This window comes from Pseudomonas viciae (genome assembly GCF_004786035.1).
In the GTDB taxonomy this organism is placed as follows: Bacteria; Pseudomonadota; Gammaproteobacteria; order Pseudomonadales; family Pseudomonadaceae; genus Aquipseudomonas; species Aquipseudomonas viciae.
In genome coordinates this window covers 3,438,380-3,460,352 of sequence record NZ_CP035088.1, presented here as the reverse complement: position 1 = coordinate 3,460,352, position 21,973 = coordinate 3,438,380, and the positions used below count along the sequence as shown (strand labels likewise).

Here is a 21,973-nt window from a genome sequence, read left to right as displayed (position 1 = left end):
AAACAAGGGGGCGAGGCGCCCCGAGAAGTGGCATGGGGAGTGTTGGAAGGATCTACCTATTTAACGCCAGCCGAGTTCGCAGGCGGCTATCTTCCAAGGTGTCTGACAGCGGGAATGAGGCTGTGGAGATGGCCTGCTAATTGCTTTGCTCGCAAAAAACGTTACCAAGCTTTTTTGTTGAACCGCCGCCGCGAGGTGAATGCAATGAGCCAGACATGTCAGTATTCAACTCTTGCCGTTACGGCACCCCTGCGGTTCGATTACTGGAAGGAAGTGGTTTGTCACCACTGCCTGGACGCAGACAGCAAACTGCTGGCGCAGAGCGATTTTGACGGGGCGCTGGAGGTACATAGCATGGGCGTATTGGACATCTGCACGTTGTCTGCACCCTTGCACTATTGGGAGCGGTCCGCCCAGCACTTACGCAGTGATCCTAACGACGATTTGTGGTTGGGCTTTACCAGGAGCGGTTATGGCGAACTGGAGCAAGCTGACCGACGGACGAAGCTGACGGCGGACGATCTGTTTCTTTATGACGCATCCCAGCCGTTCAGATTCAGCTTCGGTGGTACGGACAATCACCTTGTCCGCATTCCGCGACAACTGCTCAGCCAGCGGTTGCCCGGCATAGCAGATTGCACCGCTGTGGTTCTGGATGATCGTCGTCCAGGGGTGATTCCGTTACGCGAGATGCTACGCCAGGCTGCGAGTATGCCATTAGGCTTCCAGAACACAGGAGTATCCAGTCGTTACTCCAGCACGTTGCTCGACCTTCTGGTGGTCAGCCTGGAACTCCAGGATTTAAAGCAGACTCATGACGAGTTGGACCTGTATGGTCGGATCATGAATTACATCCGCCAATATTTGACCGAGGCGGACCTGTCGCTCGAACGCATTGCTCAAGCTCACCATGTCTCCACGCGCACTGTTACGCGTGCTTTCGCTCGTCATCAGAAATCGCCGGTCGCGGAAATTTGGAAGGCGCGATTGCTCGCGAGCCGCGACGCGATTGAGCGCGGTCAAGTCCGCAGTATTTCCCAGGCGGCGCTGGATTTCGGCTTCTCCGACTTCTCTCATTTCAGCCACGCTTTTCGCAAGGCGTTCGGCATTGCTCCCCACACTCTCCTGCGGCGAGAGTGAAATGGGGGCTTTATCGCTTCTGAAGCGAAAGGCATTTGAAGGTGATCATTTGTGAGGGGGCAGCGGTTGCCTTTGCCGCTAATGCCATCGCATGCGCAGCATGGCAAGCCAACTGAAACAGTTCAACACGGCTCGTGAGTCACTTTGGGAAGGGTTTTCAATACAGTGGAGATCCGTTAAAGGCTATCCGGATCGCCAAAAAACATTTTGACTGGGCTCTAGGACGGTGGTTTCAGGTCGCGAAATTTTTAGCGTGACAAGAAACGCATCCAGGCACTGGGTGTACCTGACGCATACCGTGGATCTTTTCTGATTCTGCGGCAATTACCAATCCTGCCCACGCTGAAGCTGGGAACGATAGAACCCTTGTGGCGAGAGGACCCGGTCGGCTTTGATCGCGCCCGGCAGGGTGATTTTCCGGCATGTATCGGGACTGAAATATTTTCCGCAATTTAATTGACGCCATTGTTTTGTCTCTTTAGCATCGCGATGTCATTTTGATGTTACCGCTTGTTTCGGGGGGATCAAACCGAGGTTTTCACTTGCCGACTGTATCCGGCCGGGTGGCTGCCCGTCGTACACGATCTCCTTGCAGTTGAGCGTCTTCTCACCCTGCGTTTCATCTGATTCGAGATTCCTGACATGGACGTCCGCCAGTTCGCGCTTCTTGCGCGCCAGCCTTCCGCTGCCCTGAAAAATCATGAGCACTTCCTCGGACTGCCCAAGCGCGGCTTGGCGTTCCTGCTGGCGAACGTCATGTTCTGGCAGCCGCTATGGGCGCAGGCGGACGGTATTGTGGTCAGCGCGTCGGGGACGACGCTCGATCAAGCCGGCAATGGCGTGCCCATCATCAACATCGCCCGGCCCAACGGCAGCGGCCTGTCCCACAACCAATTCCAGGATTACAACGTCGGCAGCAACGGTGTGATCCTCAACAACGCCACCGCCCGCACCCAGCCCACGCAACTGGGCGGGATCATCCTCGGTAACCCGAACTTCAACGGCACGGCCGCCACGACCATCCTCAACGAAGTCAACGGCGGTAACCCCAGCCAGTTACGCGGCTACACCGAAGTGGCGGGGCAGTCGGCCCATGTGATCGTCGCTAACCCTTATGGCATCAGTTGCAGCGGCTGCGGTTTTATCAACACACCTCAGGCGACCCTGACCACCGGCAAGGCGGTGATTACCAACGGCCAGGTGTCGGGTTATCAGGTGGACCAGGGCAGCGTTTCCATCGAAGGTGCCGGGCTTAACGCCGACAATATCGACCGCTTCGAAATCATCACCCGCTCGGTCAGGCTCAATGCCGAGATCCAGGCGAAGAACCTGGCGATCATCGCCGGCGCCAACGATGTCGATGCCCAGACGTTGAAAGCAACGGCACGCACTGCCAATCCCGCCACTGCCCCGCAACTGGCGATCGATTCCTCGGCCCTCGGCGGCATGTACGCCGGCGCTATCAAACTGGTGGGTACCGAAGCCGGTGTCGGGGTAAAACTCGACGGCAAAATGGTCGCCAGCGGTGGCGACATCCAGCTCGACGCCAACGGGCACCTGAGCATGGTCGACACGGCGGCGACCGGCGCGGTCAACGTCAAGGCCCAGAGCCTGGAGACCAAAGGCCCGGTCTACGCCGGTACCACCCTGGACATACAAACCCAGGGCGACCTGACCAGCCAGAACAACCTCGTCGCCAAGGACCGCATCACCCTCGCCAGCGGCGGCCAGTTGACCAACAACGGCATCATCGAAGCCGGGGTCAATCTCGATAACACCCGCAACACCGACGCCGATATCAGCATCAGCGCGCAGCGCCTCAACAACCTCGGCAAGAACATCATTGCCAGCCGTGACCTCGACATCACCACCACCCAGACTCTGAACAACCAGGGCGGCACCCTCAGCGGACAGCGGCAGACCACCGTCATCACCGGCACCCTCGACAACCAGAACAAGGGCCGGGTGATCAGCGCCGACCGTCTGACCTTGACCGCCGACAAGGCCGTGAACGGCCAGGACGGTCTGATCTCCAGCAACGGCGACCTGGTAGTCAACGTCGACGCGCTGGGCAATCGCGGCGGGGAAATTTCCAGTCTGGCCGATGTCACCCTGAATGTCGCCAGCCTCGACAATACCTCCGGCCTGATCGCGGCTGACAAGGGGCTCAGTCTCACGGCCAGCGGTGCGATCAATAACCGTGATGGCACCTTGTCGAGTTCAACCCTGGCCATCCTGAAGGCCGTCAGCCTGGACAATACTCGGGGGCAGATCACCGGCGATCTGGGCTTAAGCATCGACCTCAGCGACGCCTTGGATAACCACGGTGGGATCCTGGGTTCCGGCAAGGCCTTGACCCTGGCCGCCGCCAGCCTCGACAACCGCGCGGCGGGCATGGTGCTTGCGGCGGACGGCAAGCTGAGCGCCACCCTCAACGGCGCATTCGATAACCGCGAACAGGGCAAGCTGCGCGCCACGGGCAGCATCGAACTGAACGCCGGCAGCCTGGACAACCGCGGCGGCAGCCTGGCGGGCAAGGATCACCTGACCTTGCGCGGCGGTTCGGCGGACAATCGTGGCGGCCTGATCCAGGCCGACAAGGACCTCAAGCTGCTGGTCGATCAGTTGGACAACCGCGACAAGGGCAATCTTGTCGCCGGGGCGACCATCGACTTCGAAGGCACCCGCCTGGACAACAGCGGCGGTCTGCTCAGCGCAGTCGGCCCGATCCGTCTCAAGGCCAAGGAGGTTGCCAACACCCAGGGCCGTATTGCCAGCCAGGGCGACCTCGAAGCCAGCATCGACAGCCTGAGCCAGCAGGGCGGGGCGCTGGTGGCCCAGGGTTCTCTGCTGCTGACCGGCAAGAGTCTCGACAACCGTAATGGCGGTACGGTCGCCAGCACCCAGGGCCTGACCGTCAATGTCGAACAGATTGACAACCGTGCCGGCGAGCTGTCTAGCACCCGCAGCAGCGTCAGTGTCAGCGGACAGCGCCTGGATAACAGCGATGGCGGCAAGCTGCTGACCGAGACCGACCTCGGCCTTGTCGTGGCGCAAGTGATCAACCAGAACAAGGGCCGCCTGTTCGCCAGGGGCAGTGTCAACCTGAACGGCACGACCCTGGATAACAGCGGCGGGAACATCTCCGCCCTCCAGGGTCTGGATATCCGCCTCGATGGCGCGCTGCTCAACAACACCGGCTTGCTCAGCAGCGAAGGCGCCCTGGGCCTCAAGGTCGGCAGCCTGGACAACACGGCCGGAAAGCTCGGCAGTGCCGCCGACCTGTCGGTCGACAGCCTGGGGGCGTTGCTCAATCAGGGCGGCTCGATCCTCACGGACCAGGACCTGGTACTCGCCAGCAGCAGCCTCGACAACAGCCGCAAAGGTCTGATCAGCGGTAAGGGTGCCACCCGCGTCACCACTGGCACCCTCGACAACAGCCAGGGAGGCCGGCTGACCAGCGATGACCGCCTGGACCTGACGGCGACCCAGGTGAGCAATGGTACTTCCGGCCGTATTGCCAGTGCCAAGGACCTGACCGCCAGCGTCACCGGCCTCGACCAGCAGGGTGGCGAACTGTTCAGCAAGACCCAACTGAGCCTGGACCTGCACAACGGCCGCCTGGACAACAGTGGCGGCCTGATCAACGGCCCGCTGCTGGTGCTGAAGAACCTCGACGAGGTGGTCAGTCGGGGCGGTGAAATCTCCAGTGCCCAAGCCTTTGCCCTGGCCGCGAAAAGCCTCGACAACAGCAACGGCAAGCTGCTGAGCAACCAGGGCCTGACCCTGCGTATCGATCAGGTGCTGAGCAACATCAAGGGCTTAGTGGCCGCAGTTTCTCTCGACAGTCGTAGCGCCAGCCTGGACAACAGCCAGGGCTTGATCAGCAGCCGGGGTGCGATCGACCTGGGTGTGAGCGGGGCGTTTATCAACCAGGGCGGTACCCTGGTGGGCGACGGCACGATCCTGTTGGCGGCCAACAGCCTGGATAACAGCAACGGTGCCGTCTCCGGCAAGGCCGATGCCACGGCGAATATTGCCGCCCTGGACAACCGCAGCGGCAAGCTGATCGCCAGCGGCGCGCTGACCCTGAGCGGTGCCTTCATGGATAACCGCCAGAACGGTCTGGTAGGGGCGACAAAAGCGCTGACACTCGATGTCGATGCTATCGACAACCGCGGCGGTGAACTCTCCAGCAGTGCCAATATCCGCCTGACCGGCAAGCGCCTGGACAATAGCGACAGCGGCAAGCTCCTTGCCGATACGACACTGACACTCGAAATGGCTGAGGTACTCAACCGCAACCTAGGACTGCTCAAGGGTAAGACCGGCGTCACGCTGGACGGCCAGACCTTCGACAATACCGACGGCCAACTACTCAGTGACCAAGATGCACGACTCACCCTCGGCGCGGACCTCGACAACAGCGGTGGCCTGATCAGCAGCGAAGGCCGGCTGGACGTCAGCAGCGCCGGGCTGACCAACACTACCGGCAGCCTGTCGAGCGCCGGGGCTCTCAAGGTCAAGGCCAGCGGTACATTGGGCAACCAGGGTGGACGCCTGGTCAGTGACAGCAGCATTAACCTGAGCAGTGCCAGTCTCGACAACACCCAGCGGGGAGTGATCAGCGGTAAAGGTGCGGTCACTGTCAGTACCGGCGCCTATGACAATCGCACCGGCAACCTGAGCAGCAGCGACAGCCTCACCCTGACGGCAGGGCAGGTCAGCAACCAGAACGGCCGCATCGGCAGCGACAAGGCCCTGGTCGCCAGCGTCACTGGCCTGGACCAGCAGGACGGCAAGCTCTTCAGCAACACGGCACTGACCCTGGACCTGAACAACGGCCAGTTGAACAACCAGAACGGTCTGATCAACGCGCCGTCACTGGTGCTCGACAACCTCAAGGGCGTGAACAACCAGGGCGGTGAAATCTCCAGCGCCCAGGCCTTCGCACTGACCGCCGACAGCCTGGACAACAGCAATGGCAAATTGCTGAGCAACCAGGCCGTGACCCTGCGGATCAACCAGGCGCTGGTCAACCTCAAGGGCCAAATCGCCGCCGCTGCGCTCGATATCCGCGCCGCCAGCCTCGACAACAGTGGCGGTACCGTCACCAGCCGTGGCGACCTCGACCTGACCACCAGTGGTCAACTGAGCAATCGCAGCCAGGGTCTGATCAACGCCGCGCAAGCCTTGAAGCTCAGCAGCGCCGACCTCGACAACCAGGGCGGCGCCTTGCTCGGTGCCGTCGCCGTGACCCTCAACGCCATGGCGCTGAGCAACAGTGGCAGGGGCCTGATAAACAGCCAGGGCGGTCTGACGATCAACGCCAGCAGCCTGGACTCCGGCAATGGCGGTGAAGTCTCGGCCAAGGGCGATATCGACCTGACCCTTGGGACTCTGGCCCAGAACGGTGGTCGCCTGCTCGGCGACCAGGCCATCCGCCTCGACCTGGCGGGTGGTGATCTCGACAACCGCAACGGCCTGCTCAACGCCAAGGGCGCCCTGACCCTCAATCGTCTGCGTGACCTGAACAACCAGGGTGGCGAGCTTTCCAGCAACCAGAGCTTCAACCTCGTCGGACGGACGTTCGACAACAGCGGCGGCAAGCTGATCAGCAACAACCAGTTGGTCGTGACCGGCAACAGCCTGATCAACCAGGGCGGCCTGATTTCCGGTTGGCAGGGACTGGCCGTCAACGGCGCGAGCCTGGACAACCGCAACAGCGGTACTTTGTCCAGCCGCAACGGCAACCTTGGTGTCAACGTCAGCGGCGCATTGCTCAACAGCAATGCCGGTGCGCTGGTCAGCCAGCAGGCCTTGACCGTCAACGCCGCCAGCCTCGAAAACAGCGCCGGTATTCTGTCCAGTGGCGGCGCCCAGCAGCTGACGGTCAGCGGCCTGTTGAACAACGCCCAGGGCGGCTCCATCGACAGCGGTGCGGCCCTGACCCTGCAAGCCATGGCCCTGAACAATAGCGGCACCATCAGCGCGCAGCAGAGCATCGGTTTCACCGGCACCACCCTGGATAACAGCAACGGCACCCTGGTCGGCAAGGGCGCGGTCAGCCTCGATCTGCTCGGAGCCCTGACCAACACCAACGGCAAGCTCGCCAGCGCCGGGCCGCTGGTGATCAGCCGCAGCAGCCAGATCGGCAACCAGGGCGGCCAACTGGTCAGCCAGGGCTTGCTGAGCCTGTTCACCGGCAGTCTGGACAATCGAAATCGTGGTACCGTCGCGGCCAATGACAACCTCGTCATTAGCAGTACTGGCGCCGTACAGAACAACAGCGACGGTTTGATCTACAGCCAGAACGCCGACGTCCGCCTGGACGCCACGAGCCTCGCCAACGGCAAGGGCTCCCTGCAAGGGCAGGGTGCGCTGAACCTGACCGTCAGCGGCAATATTGACAACCAGAGCGGCAGGCTGATTGCCCAGAATGGCGACCTGACTGTGAGCGCGGCCAACCTCGACAACCGTGGCGGCACCCTGGCCAGCGTCAAGGGCGCCCTCGAGGCCCGTATCGTCGGCGTGCTGAAAAACGGCTATGACCTGGGCAACAACCGCCAGGGCGGCATCGTCCAGGCCCAGCGCCTGAATCTCGGCGCCCAGGGCGGCATCGATAACTACGGCGGGCGGATCGCGGCGCAGAGCGGCGATGCCCTGGTCACCACCGCCGACTTCGACAACCGCAATGGTGGTCTTTACGCCAAGAGACTGGTGCAGGTCAGCGGCAACAACTTCGACAACAGTGGCGACAACGGCGGGCAGATCGCCGGCCAACGCATCGACCTTAGCCTCAACGGCGTGCTGAACAATCGCCTGGGTGTCATTGAAAGCGACAGCACACTGCGCGTACGCGCAGCCAGCCTCGACAACCAGACCGGCCAGATCCGTGCGCTGGGCGCCGACGGCAAGACCGACTTCCAGATCGGCGGCCTGTTCGATAACCGCAACGGCAAGCTGGAAACCGCCAACAGCGACTTGACGCTCAATGCCAGCGGCTTCCAGAACCTGGGGGGCAGACTGCTGCATGTGGGCGACGGTACCTTTGATATCAGCACTGCCAACATCACCAATGCCGGCGGCAGCCTGGTGACCCGTGGCGGCCTGACGCTCACGGCGGACAGCTGGACCAACAGCAGCGTGATCCAGGCCGGGCGCCTGACGGTGAACGTCAACACTCTCAACCAGACGGCGGGTGGACAACTGCTGGCCTCCGACAGCCTGGCCGGCAACGGCGGCAATTGGAACAACGACGGGCTGATCGCCAGCGATGGGACTGCGAACCTGAACCTGAGTGGCAGCTACAACGGCCGTGGACGTTATACCAGCCTGAATACGCTGGGCCTGACAGCCGCCTCGTTCAACCTGGGCAGCACAGGCAGCATCGCCGGAGGGGCCGATACTCTGATCAACGTCGGTGGGCAGGCGAATAACTACGGCCGAATCACTTCGGCAGCCGGGATGAGGGTGAACGCCGGGTCGATCAACAACTACGGAACTTTGGGCAGCAACGCCAACCTGCTGCTGAACACCCCTGGCTTACTGAACGAAAATGGCCTGATGTTCAGCGGCGGCGACACAAAGTTACAGGTCAATGGTTTCACTAACCATACGGCACAACTCTACAGCCTGGGTACCGTCAGTATCGAAGGCTTTGGGGGGCAGGCTCAGTCGGCTCAAGTCACCAATATCTCCGGGTCGTTGGAGAGTATTGGTAGATTCAGCATAAATGCCGCCAGCTTCGAAAATCGCACAGAAGGTTTTAGCCTGGGACGCAAACTGATTTCGGCGTCTATCGCCGTCCGATGTCTGGATTGCGGGGGAGGAGACTATGATCTCAGCATCGCCGTTCGTGAGACTTACGAAGGACAGGACAACGACACCAGTGCGGCGGCCTTGCTTTCAGCAGGCGGAGACTTCGTTTTTAGCGGTGGCGACTTTCTCAATAGCAAGAGTACCGTCAGTGCAGGCGGCAATATTTCCATCCAGGCAAGCAATCTGACCAACGTAGGCTCGATGGGCGGCATCATCGAGCGTACGCGCAGTTATCGCACACAAGCGATTGCTAACCTCACTGCTCTTGCCTTCGTTAACCAGGCTGTCAGCTACAACGCGCGAAATGATCCCGACTACCCGAACATTTACTACATCAATGACGCTGGGGGCCTGAGCAAGGCGATTGCCGAGACTTATGAGCGCCCCGTCCCAGTAGGAAGCCCGGGAACCACGGCTCCAGCTGTCCGGTTCAGGGATGCCGTCACGGGCCAGTTGGTAACCACATTGGCCTTTGGCACTCGGTACGGGCTGAACCAACCGCCCCAGTATGACCCGAATAATCTAATGGCGCTGCCCGCTCAATTGCAGTCGTACACCCAGACCGGCGACGTTGAAGTTTCGAGAGATGGCAGTGGTTCAGGGCGCAGTGCAATTATCCAGGCAGGTGGCAAGGTTTCGATTACTGCTTCCCAGAATCTGAACAACAGCGTCATCCACCAGGATTACGCGGTCGGTCCGGGCGCCAACAAAGTCCAGGGCACGCAAGCGGCAGGCACTGGCGCGCCCGTCGTGATCCGGTTCAATGCCCAGTTGCCGCCGGACCTTGCCAAGCAGCAGGTCAATCCCCTGGTTCTACCGGGATTCAGCCTGCCGATCGGACAAAACGGCCTGTTCCGTCTGAGTGGGCAGGGTGGTTCGCCGACGCAGGCCAGCCAGGCCAACGCGGGGGCCCAATCCTGGAGCATGGGCAGCGCGGCGGTGAGCAGTGCCCAGCGCCAGCAGGGTGCGGATGACGTCCAGGCGCGCAACCTGCAATTCACCGATGCGGCGCGGATCGCCGCGAGTAATCTTCAGCTCGAACAAACTACCCGCCAGGCCACGGGCGGCGGTGTTTCCAGCAGCGTGATCAATGTCAGTGCCCCGGGCGATTCCGGCAGTGTCGAGTTGCCAGGGCAGGGGGGCGTGGTTTCCCCGGTGGGCATCCAGGTCATCAATCGCGTGCAGGGCCTGCCGGACACCTCGGGCCGGTCCAATCCACAGAAGTACCTGATTGAAACCAACCCGGTGCTGACCGACCTAAGGCAGTTCATGAGTTCGGACTACCTGCTGGCGAACCTCGGCTACAACCCTGATGAAAGCGCCAAGCGCCTGGGCGATGGATTCTATGAACAGAAGCTGATCCAGCAGGCGGTAATCGCGCGCACCGGTCAACGTTTTATCGACGGCCAGACCTCCGACGAAGCGCTCTATAGATATCTGATGGACAACGCCATCAAGAGCAAGCAACAACTCGACCTGTCGGTGGGGGTCAGCCTGACCTCCCAGCAGGTCGCGGCGCTGACCCACGATATCGTCTGGCTCGAAGAGCATGAAGTGAATGGCGAGAAGGTTCTGGTGCCGGTGCTGTACCTGGCCCAGGCCACGAACCGCCTGGCACCGAACGGGGCCTTGATCCAAGGATCGGACGTTACGTTGATCGCCGGCAAGAACCTGAACAACGTCGGTACCCTGCGTGCCAGCAACAACCTGGCGGCCACGGCCGGCAACGACCTGGTCAACAGTGGTCTGATCGAGGCCGGTAACCGTCTGGACCTGCTGGCCGGTAACGACATCATCAACAAGGCGGGCGGAGTCATCGCGGGGCGCGATGTCAACATGACCGCGATTGCCGGTGACGTGATCAACCAACGCATGGTGACCGGCACCGATATACGCTACAAGGGAGAAAACGCGCACAGCGAGTATGTCGACAGCGGGTCCCGAATAGAAGCTGCGAACGACCTAACCATCAAGGCCGCGCGGGACTTCGTCAGCACCGGCAGCACCTTGCAAAGTGGTAGCGACACCACGATCACCGCCGGTCGGGACGCTTTCATCGCGGCCGCCGAACAGCACAACAGCGTTGTGGCTGATACCAAGAGCAGCAGCGTTACCCAGTACGGCTCGGATCTGACGGTGGGGCGTGACCTCTCTGTCCAGGCGGGGCGTGATCTGGCAGTGGTTGCCAGCCAGATAGAGGCAAATCAGTACATCGATTTCGGCGCAGGCGAAAACCTTACGGTGGCTTCGGCTGCCAATGAAAGCCATTCGTATTCCAAATCGAAGAAAGTCACGAAACAGGAAGATCACGTCAAACAGGTTTCCAGTGTCGTGAGCGCCGGGCAAGACGTTACTTTCAATGCCGGCAACGATATGACGCTGATCTCGAGCCGGATCAATGCTGGCAACGAGGCCTACCTGGCAGCGGTTGGACAACTCGATGTGCTGGCGGCCCAGGACACGGATTACTCGCTGTATGACAAAAAGAAGAAGGGCAGTTGGGGGCGCAAGCAGACCCGACACGATGAGGTGACAAAAACCATCAACGTCGGCACCCAGATCACCACGGGGCGTGATCTGACGCTGGTCAGTGGTGGTGACCAACGTTATCAGGTCGCGAAGCTTGAAAGTGGCGCGGATCTGACACTGAGAAGTGGCGGAGCCATCACCTTCGAGGGCGTCAAGGACCTGAGCCAGGAGAGCCACGAGAAGAGCAATAACAGCCTCGCCTGGAATTCATCGAAGGGTAAGGGCCATACCGACGAGACCCTGCGCCAGAGCGAGTTGATCAGCAAGGGGGACCTGGCGATCACTGCCGCCAAGGGCGTGCATATCGACATCAAGCAGATTGACCAGAAGACGGTCAGTCAGACCATTGATGCGATGGTTCAGGCGGACCCTCAGTTGGCTTGGCTCAAAGAAGCCGAGCAGCGTGGCGATGTCGATTGGCGGCGCGTGAAAGAGGTCCACGACTCCTTCAAATACAGCAACTCCGGCATGGGCACGGGGGCAATGCTGGCGGTGGTTATTATCGTGACGGTGCTGACGGCGGGTTCGGGAACCGCCGCTACCGTTGGCACCAGCGCAAGCGGGGCCGCGACAGCCGTGGGGATCAGTGCGACCACGGCCACCGCGATTGGTGCGGCTGCATCGGCAGCCTACACCGCTGCCGTGGTTCAGTCGGTGGTCAGTACGATAAACAACAAAGGCAACCTGGGCGCGGTCCTCAAGGATGTCACCTCGACGGAAAGCCTCAAGGGTTATTTGACCAGTGGGCTGGCTGCGGGTTTTGCATCGGGTGTCCTGGACAAGGCGTTTGGTGTTTCCGCCGAAAATGCCAGTAAAGCGACGCATGGCTTTGAACTGGCGAGCACCGATGGCCTGACCAAGTTTGTCGGTTACACCTTGGCTGAAAAGGGCTTTGGTGCGGTCACCAATACCGCGATCAACGGTGGCAGCCTCAAGAACAATCTGGCACAGGCCAGTATCAGTGCGGCTGCTGATGTCCTTTCAGCTTCCATCTATAACCGATTGGGTACCCAGCTGGAATTCACCGGGATTCCGGCCAAGGTCGGCGCTCATGCGATTGTCGGTGGCCTGATCGCGGAAGCAGCCGGAGGCAGCTTCCGGACTGGGGCCTTGGCAGCCGGTGCCAATGAGGCCTTTGTCGCCTCGGTCGGCGACAAGATCTTCGTGGGCGACATGCATGATCAGTTGCTGGCGATGACCTCGCAATTGATCGGCGTAACGGTCTCGGCAGCCGCAGGCGGCTCTGATAAAGAACAGGAAGTGGCGGGCTGGGTCGCCCAACAGGCCACCAAGTTCAACAGCCTCGATCACCCGACCGCCGAGCGGTTGCTTAACGAACTGAAGGGCTGTAAGTCCGGCGGAAATTGCACCGAAGCGAAACAGCGAGACCTGATAGACAAGTTTGAAAAGATCTCGGCCGAACGTTCGCAGTTGATCGATTTGTGTGAAACCCGGGCCTGTGTCGAAGGCTTGAAAGCCAACACCATCGCCATGGACGATCCGGTTGCACAGGAATTGCTCAGCTTCTACCGGAACAAGGTCTCCTATGACATGGTCGGGATGCTGGTGGGCAATCCAGGGCTCATCGCACAACCGGCTCAAGGGTATGACCCTTGGGGTAATACCTATGTGACCGATGACCAGATCATCACGGCCAAGTACATCAAGGAAGGCTGGTTGACGCCCGCCGAGAGCGCCAATCTCAAAGAATGGGAAAACAAGACCTCCTGGCTGGACGATGCGGCGGGCCGCAAACTCAGCGTGGCCGAAAGAGCCGCCATGATCAGCAACATGGGCAACACGTTGCTGACCGAGGGGTGGGGGACCAAGATTGTTGCGGGTGTCGGTAAAGGCGGGAAACCCGGCAATGGTGTGTCGACGGATGCCGATGGGTTCGGAAATAGCCCCACTGTTACGAAACCGGTCAAGCCTTGCTGTTTCGCCGCAGGAACCATGGTTGCCACCCCGCAAGGCCCTCGCGCGATTGATACCCTAAGCGTGGGAGATATTGTCTGGAGTAAGCGAGAAACAGGGGGGGAGCCATTCGCCGCCGCTATTTCGGCTACACACATTCGTACTGATCAGCCGATTTACCAGCTCAAGTTGAAAAACATCCGGGCAGATGGAGTTTCAGAGAAAGAAACGCTTCTGGTTACACCGGGCCATCCATTCTACGTTCCCGCACGACATGACTTTGTGCCGGTTATCCAGCTTAAATCAGGCGATTTGCTTCAGTCGTTAGGGGACGGTCCTACTGAAGGTGTCTCGACCAGGGTTGAGTCTCTGGAGTTGTTTCTTCCACAAGGAAAAACCTATAACCTGACCGTGGACGTTGGTCATACGTTTTATGTGGGTAAGTTGAAGACCTGGGTGCACAACGTTGGTCTGTGCGATATTAATGGCAAGCCTGTAGTGCCGAGGAATGCCAAGAATCTAGAAGGCGGACCTCTGGAGAAAGCCGATAAGTTCAGTGGGCATTTTATGCTGGAGGGAGGGCCTGCCAATGGAACTCTTTATCGTGCTGATAATAAAGGGAATATAACGAGTTATGCCGTTTATGATGATAAAGGTATGATTCTCAAGCGGGTCGATGTGACGGGCGATTCACATGCAGGGATACCTACGCCTCATGCTATTGACTATGGTCGCAACAAGTTGCCGGATGGATCGATCAGGGTACAATCTCCATCGAGCAAGAAACCTCCACGGGGCATCAGTGCAGAAGAAATTCCATGAAAATAATCAAGATTACAGACTCAGTCAGTTCTCCAAGATACGAGCATTGGAAAAGCCAATGGGAGGATCAGTCCGAGCTGGATGAGTTTTCTTATATCAGTGATGTTGTACATCCTGAAGATGCCTTGTTGTTTTGCAAGGTTTTATTTCCAGATTTTGTCATTCATGAATCAGGTGTGTTTCTGGAGCGCAGCTTTACTGTTGAAGCGTTCTCTACTTGGATGGAAGCTTGTAATAATGATGTGGTGGCAGTGGAGAAGGTTTTGAATCATACGCATCTGTATGATGTTTTTGGAGGTTGCAGGGATAGAGTGGATGAGGCTGTTTATGAACAGCTGTGCAGGATTGTTGCTCAGTCATGGAGGATGGTGTTGCTGAGTAAATTTCCAGAAAAGAAATTTTGTGTGCAAGCGATAGTGTCCGATCAGGAATATGGCCCAGTGGTAACTTTTTCTCAGGTCAGAGAGTAATTTCTATGGATGCCTTTAATTTATAGCCTTATACCGTGGGGCGGCGGTCTCAGACTGCATTTCCACGCAGGGGCGTGAGAGCGTCACGGCTGCGCTCCTACGCTGGAGAGCGGGAATGATCGACGCTCCCGCAAACAAAAAATCTCCATTGGTAATCAGATAAACAGCCTGCCCGAGGACGCCTAGAGACTCTCAGGGTCCCCAAAAAACATTTTGACATGGCTCTAAGACGGCATTTTCAGCTTTAAAAAATCTTGATATGCCCCCAGATTTGCCCCCAGTAACACGGGATGCACGCGCGATTACGAACTGCGATCTATCTCATAAGTAATATAAATTTTTAGCCACTTTATCGGCGTGTTCTCTGCGCGACAGCGCGGCGTCAAGGCGGCGGACTCCTACTCGATTTGGAGAAGGCTCTTCAGCCCACAACTGCATCATTTTCCGAGCGCCTAGGACACTGATCGCCCGCTTAAGGTTGTAGGCGGTGACAGCTAAAGCCATTTCAGCGCTCGTCCTGCAAGTTGTCGCAACAAGAATCGCCTGATTTCAAACGGCGGTGCCCCCTGAACAAAGTAAGGTGGGGGCCGACGGAGGCATGGGTCAGTAGCAATCACGGCGAAGGCATCACAACGATTCACAGCGAGTCTGCGTTTTTCACGGTTGTCTCGCCTGCTGGGGTTCAGGGGGTGGTCGATCCCTTGGCGGTGAGGACCGCATTGAAAGCAATCAGCCGTAGCAGGTGCCTCAAGCGTTAAGGCTGCAATGGAGTGGTTGGCTTCCGCGAGTGGTGATAATGTCGGCCAACCAGACGGGAAAAAGCCTGCTGGCGTGTCTCCCGAGTCGTCATCAACGCGCCACCATTTCCGTCAGCACCATCTTGTTCAAATAGTAAGCAATCTTCCCTGCGGGGATGAAATTCAAAAGGTCATTCTTCTCGCTTGCAAGCGTGACCATGCCGGCAAACCTCCAGACGTCATCGGCATCGGCGATGACCACCGACCCACTCATGCCACGAAAGTCCTCCGGACGATCACCCACGATTTTTATGGTTGAAAGGCCAGGAGTTCCTGGTGCGACGAGCTGCCCTCTAAGCCAGTGCAACTGCGCGTCCAACACCCTGTTGTCGTAGTCGTACCCTCGGCCCTCGTCTGGGTAGCCGAAAACGTGGAAGAGGTCAGCTCGGCCAAAGTCTTCGGTTTCCGCGCAACGGGCCGCGTCCAGGCTTGCGAGCCCTGCGGCGAACAAGGCTGCATGCTGGGATTTCACGACCCGCAGAATGACTAGGTCGGAATCCAGATCGGGGTCAGATTCGTCCCGGAAAACTGCGTGCTGATCGAACAGGATGGACAGAGGCGCGTTCCGGAGCAGAATCCGCAATTCGTTATGCGCTGCACCTTGATTGTTGAGCACGTGCTGGGCGGTTAATACGAAGAGTTCTCCCGCATACTCCAGCACGAAAGCAGTTCCGACTCCATGGTGGGAAAAGTGCTCGTCATGGTGCTCACTGCTGAGGATCACTGGATGAACCTGGCCAAGCATCATGCCAACAAACTCTGTTGACGACATGAATTCTTCCGACTCCTGCATACTTCCCCCCCATCTTTATGTCCTTGCCATATCGTGTCCGTCTGGACTGTGGACTGTGAAAAGTCCCAATGCCGGTGCCGCTACTCATAGTGAAGCCCCACAGAGGGCGCGAGCATTATGGAGCCTTAAGGGTGGACTTTACCTAGCATATGCCATGTAATGGCCATTATATGGAGTCGCCGTTATCGAGAAGGAGTTTGTTTTGGTTGATGCTGCCGTAATTGAGCGCGTCCTCTGCGTGGTTGATAGATGTCTGAAAGGCCAGTTTCCTGACGATTACTACAAGCGGTGTCTGTACGCATCCTTTGGTGTGCACGGTCTCCTTCAAGCAATGGGGCGCAGCCCTGCAGTCGTGGGGGGGGATTTCCTAGCCTTTGTCGTCTCGCGGGATCAACGTCAGGCCACCATGCAAGGATATGCATCTGATTCGGGCGGGCACTCTCATTATTGGATAGAGCTTGACGGTGCAATCATTGATCTGGGCACATATTACCTGCCCATAGGCTCAAGCTTCCCGGCAAGTGAGATGCCGGCGCTGTTTTGGGATACGGGTTATCGCATGCCCAAAGGGCTCAGATATGCTCATGAAGCTCGTTATTCCTCGCCGGAAGTAGCCCATCTCGAACCACACATCATCGAAAAAATGGTGCCGTTCCTGGCAGCCTGTCACGCCCGCATGGCGCAGCCTCTGGTCAAGCCGAAAATCGGCAAGTGGCTGGCGACATCGCCTTCCTCGATTAAGAAGGCGGCGATCAAAGGCGACGTGTGGGCACGCGCCGTGATGCGATATGAGTCAATGCCGGCTGAGCCTCTACCTATTTGATGGGTTACCTCTCAGGATACATTCCATATACGCTGCTCTCCTGTTTACCTAGCAATAGGATGACGATGTGATAGGCAACATTTTCAACGTCTTTTCTCGAAGGAAGGAAAACCAGACGGTGGTTAGAAAACCACTGACAGCCGGATTCAGGCATCGCACGCTCATGTTGCTACGCGATGCAAATGGCGGAAGTCTGTATGAAATCCTTGAGTTTCTTCATGGAAAACTGGCCTATTTGGTTGGTCGAGTTCCGCTGACTCAGTCCAAGGTTGACTCTATTATGGAGGATGCCATGGAGTTCCTCCGTACGTGTAGTGACGCCCACTTTCTCGATGCTGTGGAATACGTTGTCCATTCAGAAGCACACCGTTGCTTGGGCGGACAGCAAGAGAAGGTAGTGGATAGGCTGAACGAGTTTTTGAGTGTCGACGACCTACCTTATTTCATCACTAAGCAGATTTGGGAGCCTTGGCAGAGTGACGACTTTCGCGGCCAATCCATCCGGTTGCTCGAAGAGTCCAAGGTAATTCCGAAAGACAGCCAAGTGATCCATGAAACGGCGATCGAGCCGGCTCTTCAGTTGCTTCGGCAACCCGCCTTCCGCCATGCCAATACCGAATTCATAGCTGCACTGGAGGACTACAGACACCAGAAATTTGGAGACTGTGTCACCAAGTGTAATTCCAGCTACGAAAGCGTGATGAAGGTGATCTGCGGCCAGAAGGGCTTCGGGTATACCCAGGGAGACACCACCTCGAAGCTCTTGAGAACGATCATGGGGCAGACTCAAATGGACAGCTTCTGGGAGTCGCCACTCTTAATTGTGGGCACACTTCGCAACAAACTTGGCTCCGCCCACGGAGCAGGAGAGAAGGCGAAGGTGGTTCCCGAGCATGTAGCAAAGTACGCGCTCAACGTGACAGCTTCGGCCATGGTGTTCTTGCATGATCAGGCTTATAAGTAAGCCCTGAATTTTTCCAACACTCAAACCCGAAATATCACCTGCACAAGGGATTGTTATGCAAAGCTATAAAGATACGGTTGAAGATTATATTCAGAGGCACATCTTCTCAAAAACTGGTGAGGCATTTCTCGATCCTTCGATTGAAGAAGATGTAATCTATTCTGAGTTAGATTTTGTCGGTCGATTGTTGTGCCAGAAGTATATTGAGGGTGATTCGAGTTTCTATCTCTTAGATAGCGTGCAAGTCCAAGCCGCTGCTGTTCATGGCCACCAGGCAGTTTTAGTTTGTAAGGGGATGCTAGATCTGATATTTCGTGCCTCCGCAATGATGGTAGGAGCAGAGCGGCGCCAAAAATTTCCAGAGGATGAATTCTACGAGCCTTGGAGAAACAATCTTAGCTTTTGGTTTAAGAATGCGGAATTCGATTGGTCGGATGAAAGGTATTGGTGGCTTCATCAGAATGATTATAGAAAAGCTTTTGAAATGCTTGCCGAAGGCTTATTTGTATTCCTTGTCTTGCATGAAATAGGGCATCTTCACAATTTGCATGGGGACAGACGAGCTGGGAACTCAAAATCTTCACCCTCTTTAGACGCTGATGAAATCTTCGTTCATGAGGCTTTAGGAAGCGCTGAGGCGGAAAGTGAGGCCGACAGGCTAGCCACACACACTCGCGAAATAATTGCTGATACTTATGCGTTTCAGTTCATGCTTGTCGAGCTCAGAGAATGCTTACTTCCGGAGTCGGAATACGCTGGTCGAGATGAGGGTGGGTTGCGCGTCATAAATTTTGGCATGTGCATCTACATGGTTGCTTCCTTGTTCTGGGCGTTAAGTTTTCAGCGGCCAATGCGCAATGACACTCAAGATGATGATTACCCATCCCATCTATTCAGACTGCAGAGCATTGAGGCCACATCTCTTGAGCATCAATTATGTGGTGGTAACAAGCAGACGCACCTTGGCATGCAAATTGGTATAAAGAACTATACTGATAAGTTGATATGTGCTGCTGGTGATAAGGGCTTTGTTTCTTGGCGAATGACGGCTGACCTTCCTGCGAATCACGAGCACTATCAGAAAATCTGTGAAATGACGGATGAATGGTCAAATATTAGATTTGGTGTGCGCAATGAAGACTGGCTTCGCTGGCCGTTCTGACGTCTGGTGCCGATAAGCCTCAAGACGTCTGAGCTCAAAAATAGTTAACGCGTAGCGCAAAGCTACGCGTTCTGACTCTTGGAGACTTATGCGCCAGCCTTAGACGATTCTCGCTTCTATCGAAGTTGGCAGACCATCCACTCTTGTGATCCGTCGAACGTAAGCGGACGCTGCACACGTCCGGTGAAGACAATCCTGTGGGTGCCTGAAAGCATCTGAACCTAATTTTTACTCTCCAGAGCTCAGCTAATCGCGGCCTTAGGCGCTGAGCAGGACATGCTCAGCGTTGCCCTATATCAGAGGCGGTTCAGTTGCGCAGTCTTGCCTTTCACATCTTGTAGCCGTGTCCCCACCCTGCAATCTGTCATTCAGGTGGGGGCAGGCGACTTGGCCGGACGCTTGCGCAGAGTCACGATTGGGCACAACGGAGTTGAGCAGTGATGAGAACAGACCTACGAGATCACGATTTTCTCGAGTTACATAGAAGACTGCTGCTCGATCAGAGTGGTGCCATTAAGTCTCCTAGCTCATACTACTTTTGGTCACGGTTGGTATCCGATGTGTAACGGCTGGAAGTTTCCAAACGACAAGCATGCGATCGGCAACCGTGAATGCTGTCATAGGAGGCCGTGTATGGTGAAACCTGCTGTGACATAAGGGCTAGAGAACATTCCAACCTCTGGAGCGCCTGATATCCGCTTGAGTGCCTCAGCATGAAGCGATGCAGGGAGGTTATTTATTAGGATGCTGGTCACAGATGTAAGCGTGCTCATGCGAACCTTCGCATCCGCCCTCGCCACCGCAATGGAGGGCTCAAGCCCGAGCTTGAGCCCTTCGCCTGCCAGGTATGTAAGTGTGAAACATGCAGTGTCAGATATCTTCCAAATTCCAGCGAGCGCGATGGCTTTTCGATTGAGCAAAAAGAGGTTTGGTAATGCAACAGAGTCACTCGTACGAAACCTCTTTTGGAAATTGCGCGAAGACCTTGAACCAGAGAAGCACGTGTTTATTAATGCTAAGCGCAGTTGAAGATTTGGTGCGGCCACCTGCATAGCCGCAACGCTAATAGGGTGCGGGTGTTCACGGCTCCCCAGATGAGCAAAATAAGCGTCTTGGAAAAACTTCAACGAATGACCATGTGTGGAGACGATCAACGCATCGTATTTTCCCATGAGATCTTCTAGATCAGCATGCCCATCTGCTTGCATCAACACAGCCGGAGCCAGACCCGCAGCCTGGGTAAAAGCCGTGGATTCATAGGGGGCGAGCAGAAGGTCTTCCTTGCGGTCAACTATAGCGGCGGTGGTTAAAAGAGGGCCCTCTACTTCAATCGGTTCGATTAGGGCGGGAACCATTCTGACCTCAAACTTCCCCTCCGCCATCCGTGCACAGAGCTCGGAATTACGCAGTGCAAACTCTATCAGCGGGACGTCATTAAAACAGTCCTCAATGAATCGGACGGACTTACAGCCTGCCCCGGCAATATCAGAGAACACGTTGTCCAGCGATGGCGCTAGCGAAGTGATCAGCTTGCTAATCGCCGCCATAAAATCGCTCCTGCTCATGAACTGCTGAGCAAAATCGAGCTGAGCTGCATGCCACTCCGTCATTGGGGCTAATGGAATGGAGATCCGTTTGTACTGACCGCCGATGAAGTGCCAAAGCAACGCCGATTCCCCCGCATAAGTCATTACCATCAGGCAGTGACCAGCATTTAGGCGAGAAAGGCAAAGCGCGGCCTGATGTTGAGCATTAGCGCAATCGAGGGGGCGATCGGCACTCTGGGAGTAAATGATCGCAGCGATATTTGAGAGTTCGTCCCACACGCGCGTGGTGTTGAAGACACTCCATGCATCATCCCCTTTTTCTCTTATTCCATAGAGATGAGGAGCGCCGATCTCTCGTATGGCCTGTAGCGCGCGGTCAAGCTGCAGGACGGTTTCGTCCAACGCTGGTCGAGACGTGCGGACATCGCTAGCCCAACTCAAAATCGTAAGCCAGTCTCCCATCGCATTGCCCCTAGTAGCGACGATAGGCAACAGCGCATCTGTAGTGCTTCCAGTAGGAGGCAATGCACGCAGCAGGCCTTCAATTCTGGTGATATAACGCTCTCGGATACCGCGTCGGTGGTGCAGTCTTAATGCATCGGAAAGAATTCGATCGAAATGATGCGAGGCGTCTTGAAGCCGCTTGATCAGAAGCGGTGCATCCTGTCGTTCTATCGCTAGCTTTGCACCGCTCAAAGAAATCTCTAAAAGTCCTTCTGGGTTCTGTGCATCGTCCACGAGCGCGGCTTCGGCCATGGCAAGCACATTTTCGGCCTCAACGAGCCGACCGCAGCGTCTCAGACATACGGACAGGTTGCCTCTTACCGTGATTGTCATGTGATCCGTGCAATCAGCACTCGCGAGGGCCTGTTCGAAATAGCCGATCGCTTTATCCTCCTCATCAGAGTTCATGTAAGCCACGCCTAGATTTCCAAGAAGCATGGCGGGAGATGTCTCACCAAACGCCTGATAGGCACTTATTGCCATTTCACCCGTGGTCACACCAAAGCTGTAATCATTTTCTTCGCACGCGACGCTCATCAGGGTTGCATAGCAACGTGCCTTAAGCGCCAATGAGTCCAATGATTGGGAGATTTCTTCGGCATCAACCACACAGCGATATGCCGGTTGAAACGCACCATGACTTGAGTAGAGGCTGGCAGCCTCCAGATAGAGATGGGCCACTCTCTC

The 21,973-nt window shown here is 57.0% G+C and carries 8 protein-coding genes; 6 read left to right on the top strand and 2 right to left on the bottom strand.

Annotated features, from left to right (window positions below):
- The first annotated feature begins 204 nt into the window (after positions 1–204).
- From EPZ47_RS15360 to EPZ47_RS15350, 3 genes are all read left to right on the top strand, one after another.
- Positions 205–1,140 carry an AraC-like ligand-binding domain-containing protein gene (locus tag EPZ47_RS15360; RefSeq protein ID WP_135845568.1) on the top strand — a complete coding sequence of 312 codons (936 nt, stop codon included), beginning with the start codon at positions 205–207 and terminating at the stop codon, positions 1,138–1,140.
- Between the two features lie 642 nt (positions 1,141–1,782).
- Entirely contained in the window at positions 1,783–14,226 is a 12,444-nt protein-coding gene (locus EPZ47_RS15355) for a two-partner secretion domain-containing protein (protein WP_135845567.1), read from the top strand.
- The gene (locus tag EPZ47_RS15350; protein WP_135845566.1) at positions 14,223–14,696 is read left to right on the top strand and encodes a hypothetical protein; all 474 of its coding nucleotides are present in this window, start codon (positions 14,223–14,225) and stop codon (positions 14,694–14,696) included. Before EPZ47_RS15355 ends, EPZ47_RS15350 begins: the two co-directional genes overlap by 4 nt.
- An 849-nt stretch (positions 14,697–15,545) precedes the next feature.
- Here the strand turns inward: EPZ47_RS15350 and EPZ47_RS30225 are convergent.
- A complete protein-coding gene (locus tag EPZ47_RS30225; RefSeq protein WP_178084226.1) occupies positions 15,546–16,286 on the bottom strand; it encodes a serine protease family protein in 741 nt (246 codons plus the stop codon).
- A 202-nt stretch (positions 16,287–16,488) separates the two neighbouring features.
- On the opposite strand from EPZ47_RS30225, the gene EPZ47_RS15340 reads away from it, so the two are divergent.
- The 3 genes from EPZ47_RS15340 (at position 16,489) to EPZ47_RS15330 (ending at position 19,235) form a co-directional block, all read left to right on the top strand.
- Positions 16,489–17,109: a hypothetical protein gene (locus EPZ47_RS15340; protein ID WP_095058126.1), complete on the top strand. Its 621-nt coding sequence runs from the start codon at positions 16,489–16,491 to the stop codon at positions 17,107–17,109.
- 163 nt (positions 17,110–17,272) lie between these two features.
- Positions 17,273–18,073: an abortive infection family protein gene (locus tag EPZ47_RS15335; RefSeq protein ID WP_135845565.1), complete on the top strand. Its 801-nt coding sequence runs from the start codon at positions 17,273–17,275 to the stop codon at positions 18,071–18,073.
- Between the two features lie 55 nt (positions 18,074–18,128).
- Positions 18,129–19,235 carry a hypothetical protein gene (locus EPZ47_RS15330; RefSeq protein WP_135845564.1) on the top strand — a complete coding sequence of 369 codons (1,107 nt, stop codon included), beginning with the start codon at positions 18,129–18,131 and terminating at the stop codon, positions 19,233–19,235.
- A 617-nt stretch (positions 19,236–19,852) separates the two neighbouring features.
- On the opposite strand, the gene EPZ47_RS15325 is transcribed toward EPZ47_RS15330, so the two are convergent.
- On the bottom strand, positions 19,853–21,967 hold the full coding sequence (locus tag EPZ47_RS15325) for a tetratricopeptide repeat protein (protein WP_135845563.1): 2,115 nt from the start codon (positions 21,965–21,967) through the stop codon (positions 19,853–19,855).
- Between the last annotated feature and the right edge of the window lie 6 nt (positions 21,968–21,973).

Coding starts and splice junctions, on each gene's coding strand:
- EPZ47_RS30225 (WP_178084226.1), bottom strand. CDS start 16,286: ATGCAGGAGTCGGAAGAATTCATGTCGTCAACAGAGTTTGTTGGCATG.
- EPZ47_RS15350 (WP_135845566.1), top strand. CDS start 14,223: ATGAAAATAATCAAGATTACAGACTCAGTCAGTTCTCCAAGATACGAG.
- EPZ47_RS15335 (WP_135845565.1), top strand. CDS start 17,273: ATGTTGCTACGCGATGCAAATGGCGGAAGTCTGTATGAAATCCTTGAG.
- EPZ47_RS15330 (WP_135845564.1), top strand. CDS start 18,129: ATGCAAAGCTATAAAGATACGGTTGAAGATTATATTCAGAGGCACATC.
- EPZ47_RS15355 (WP_135845567.1), top strand. CDS start 1,783: ATGGACGTCCGCCAGTTCGCGCTTCTTGCGCGCCAGCCTTCCGCTGCC.
- EPZ47_RS15360 (WP_135845568.1), top strand. CDS start 205: ATGAGCCAGACATGTCAGTATTCAACTCTTGCCGTTACGGCACCCCTG.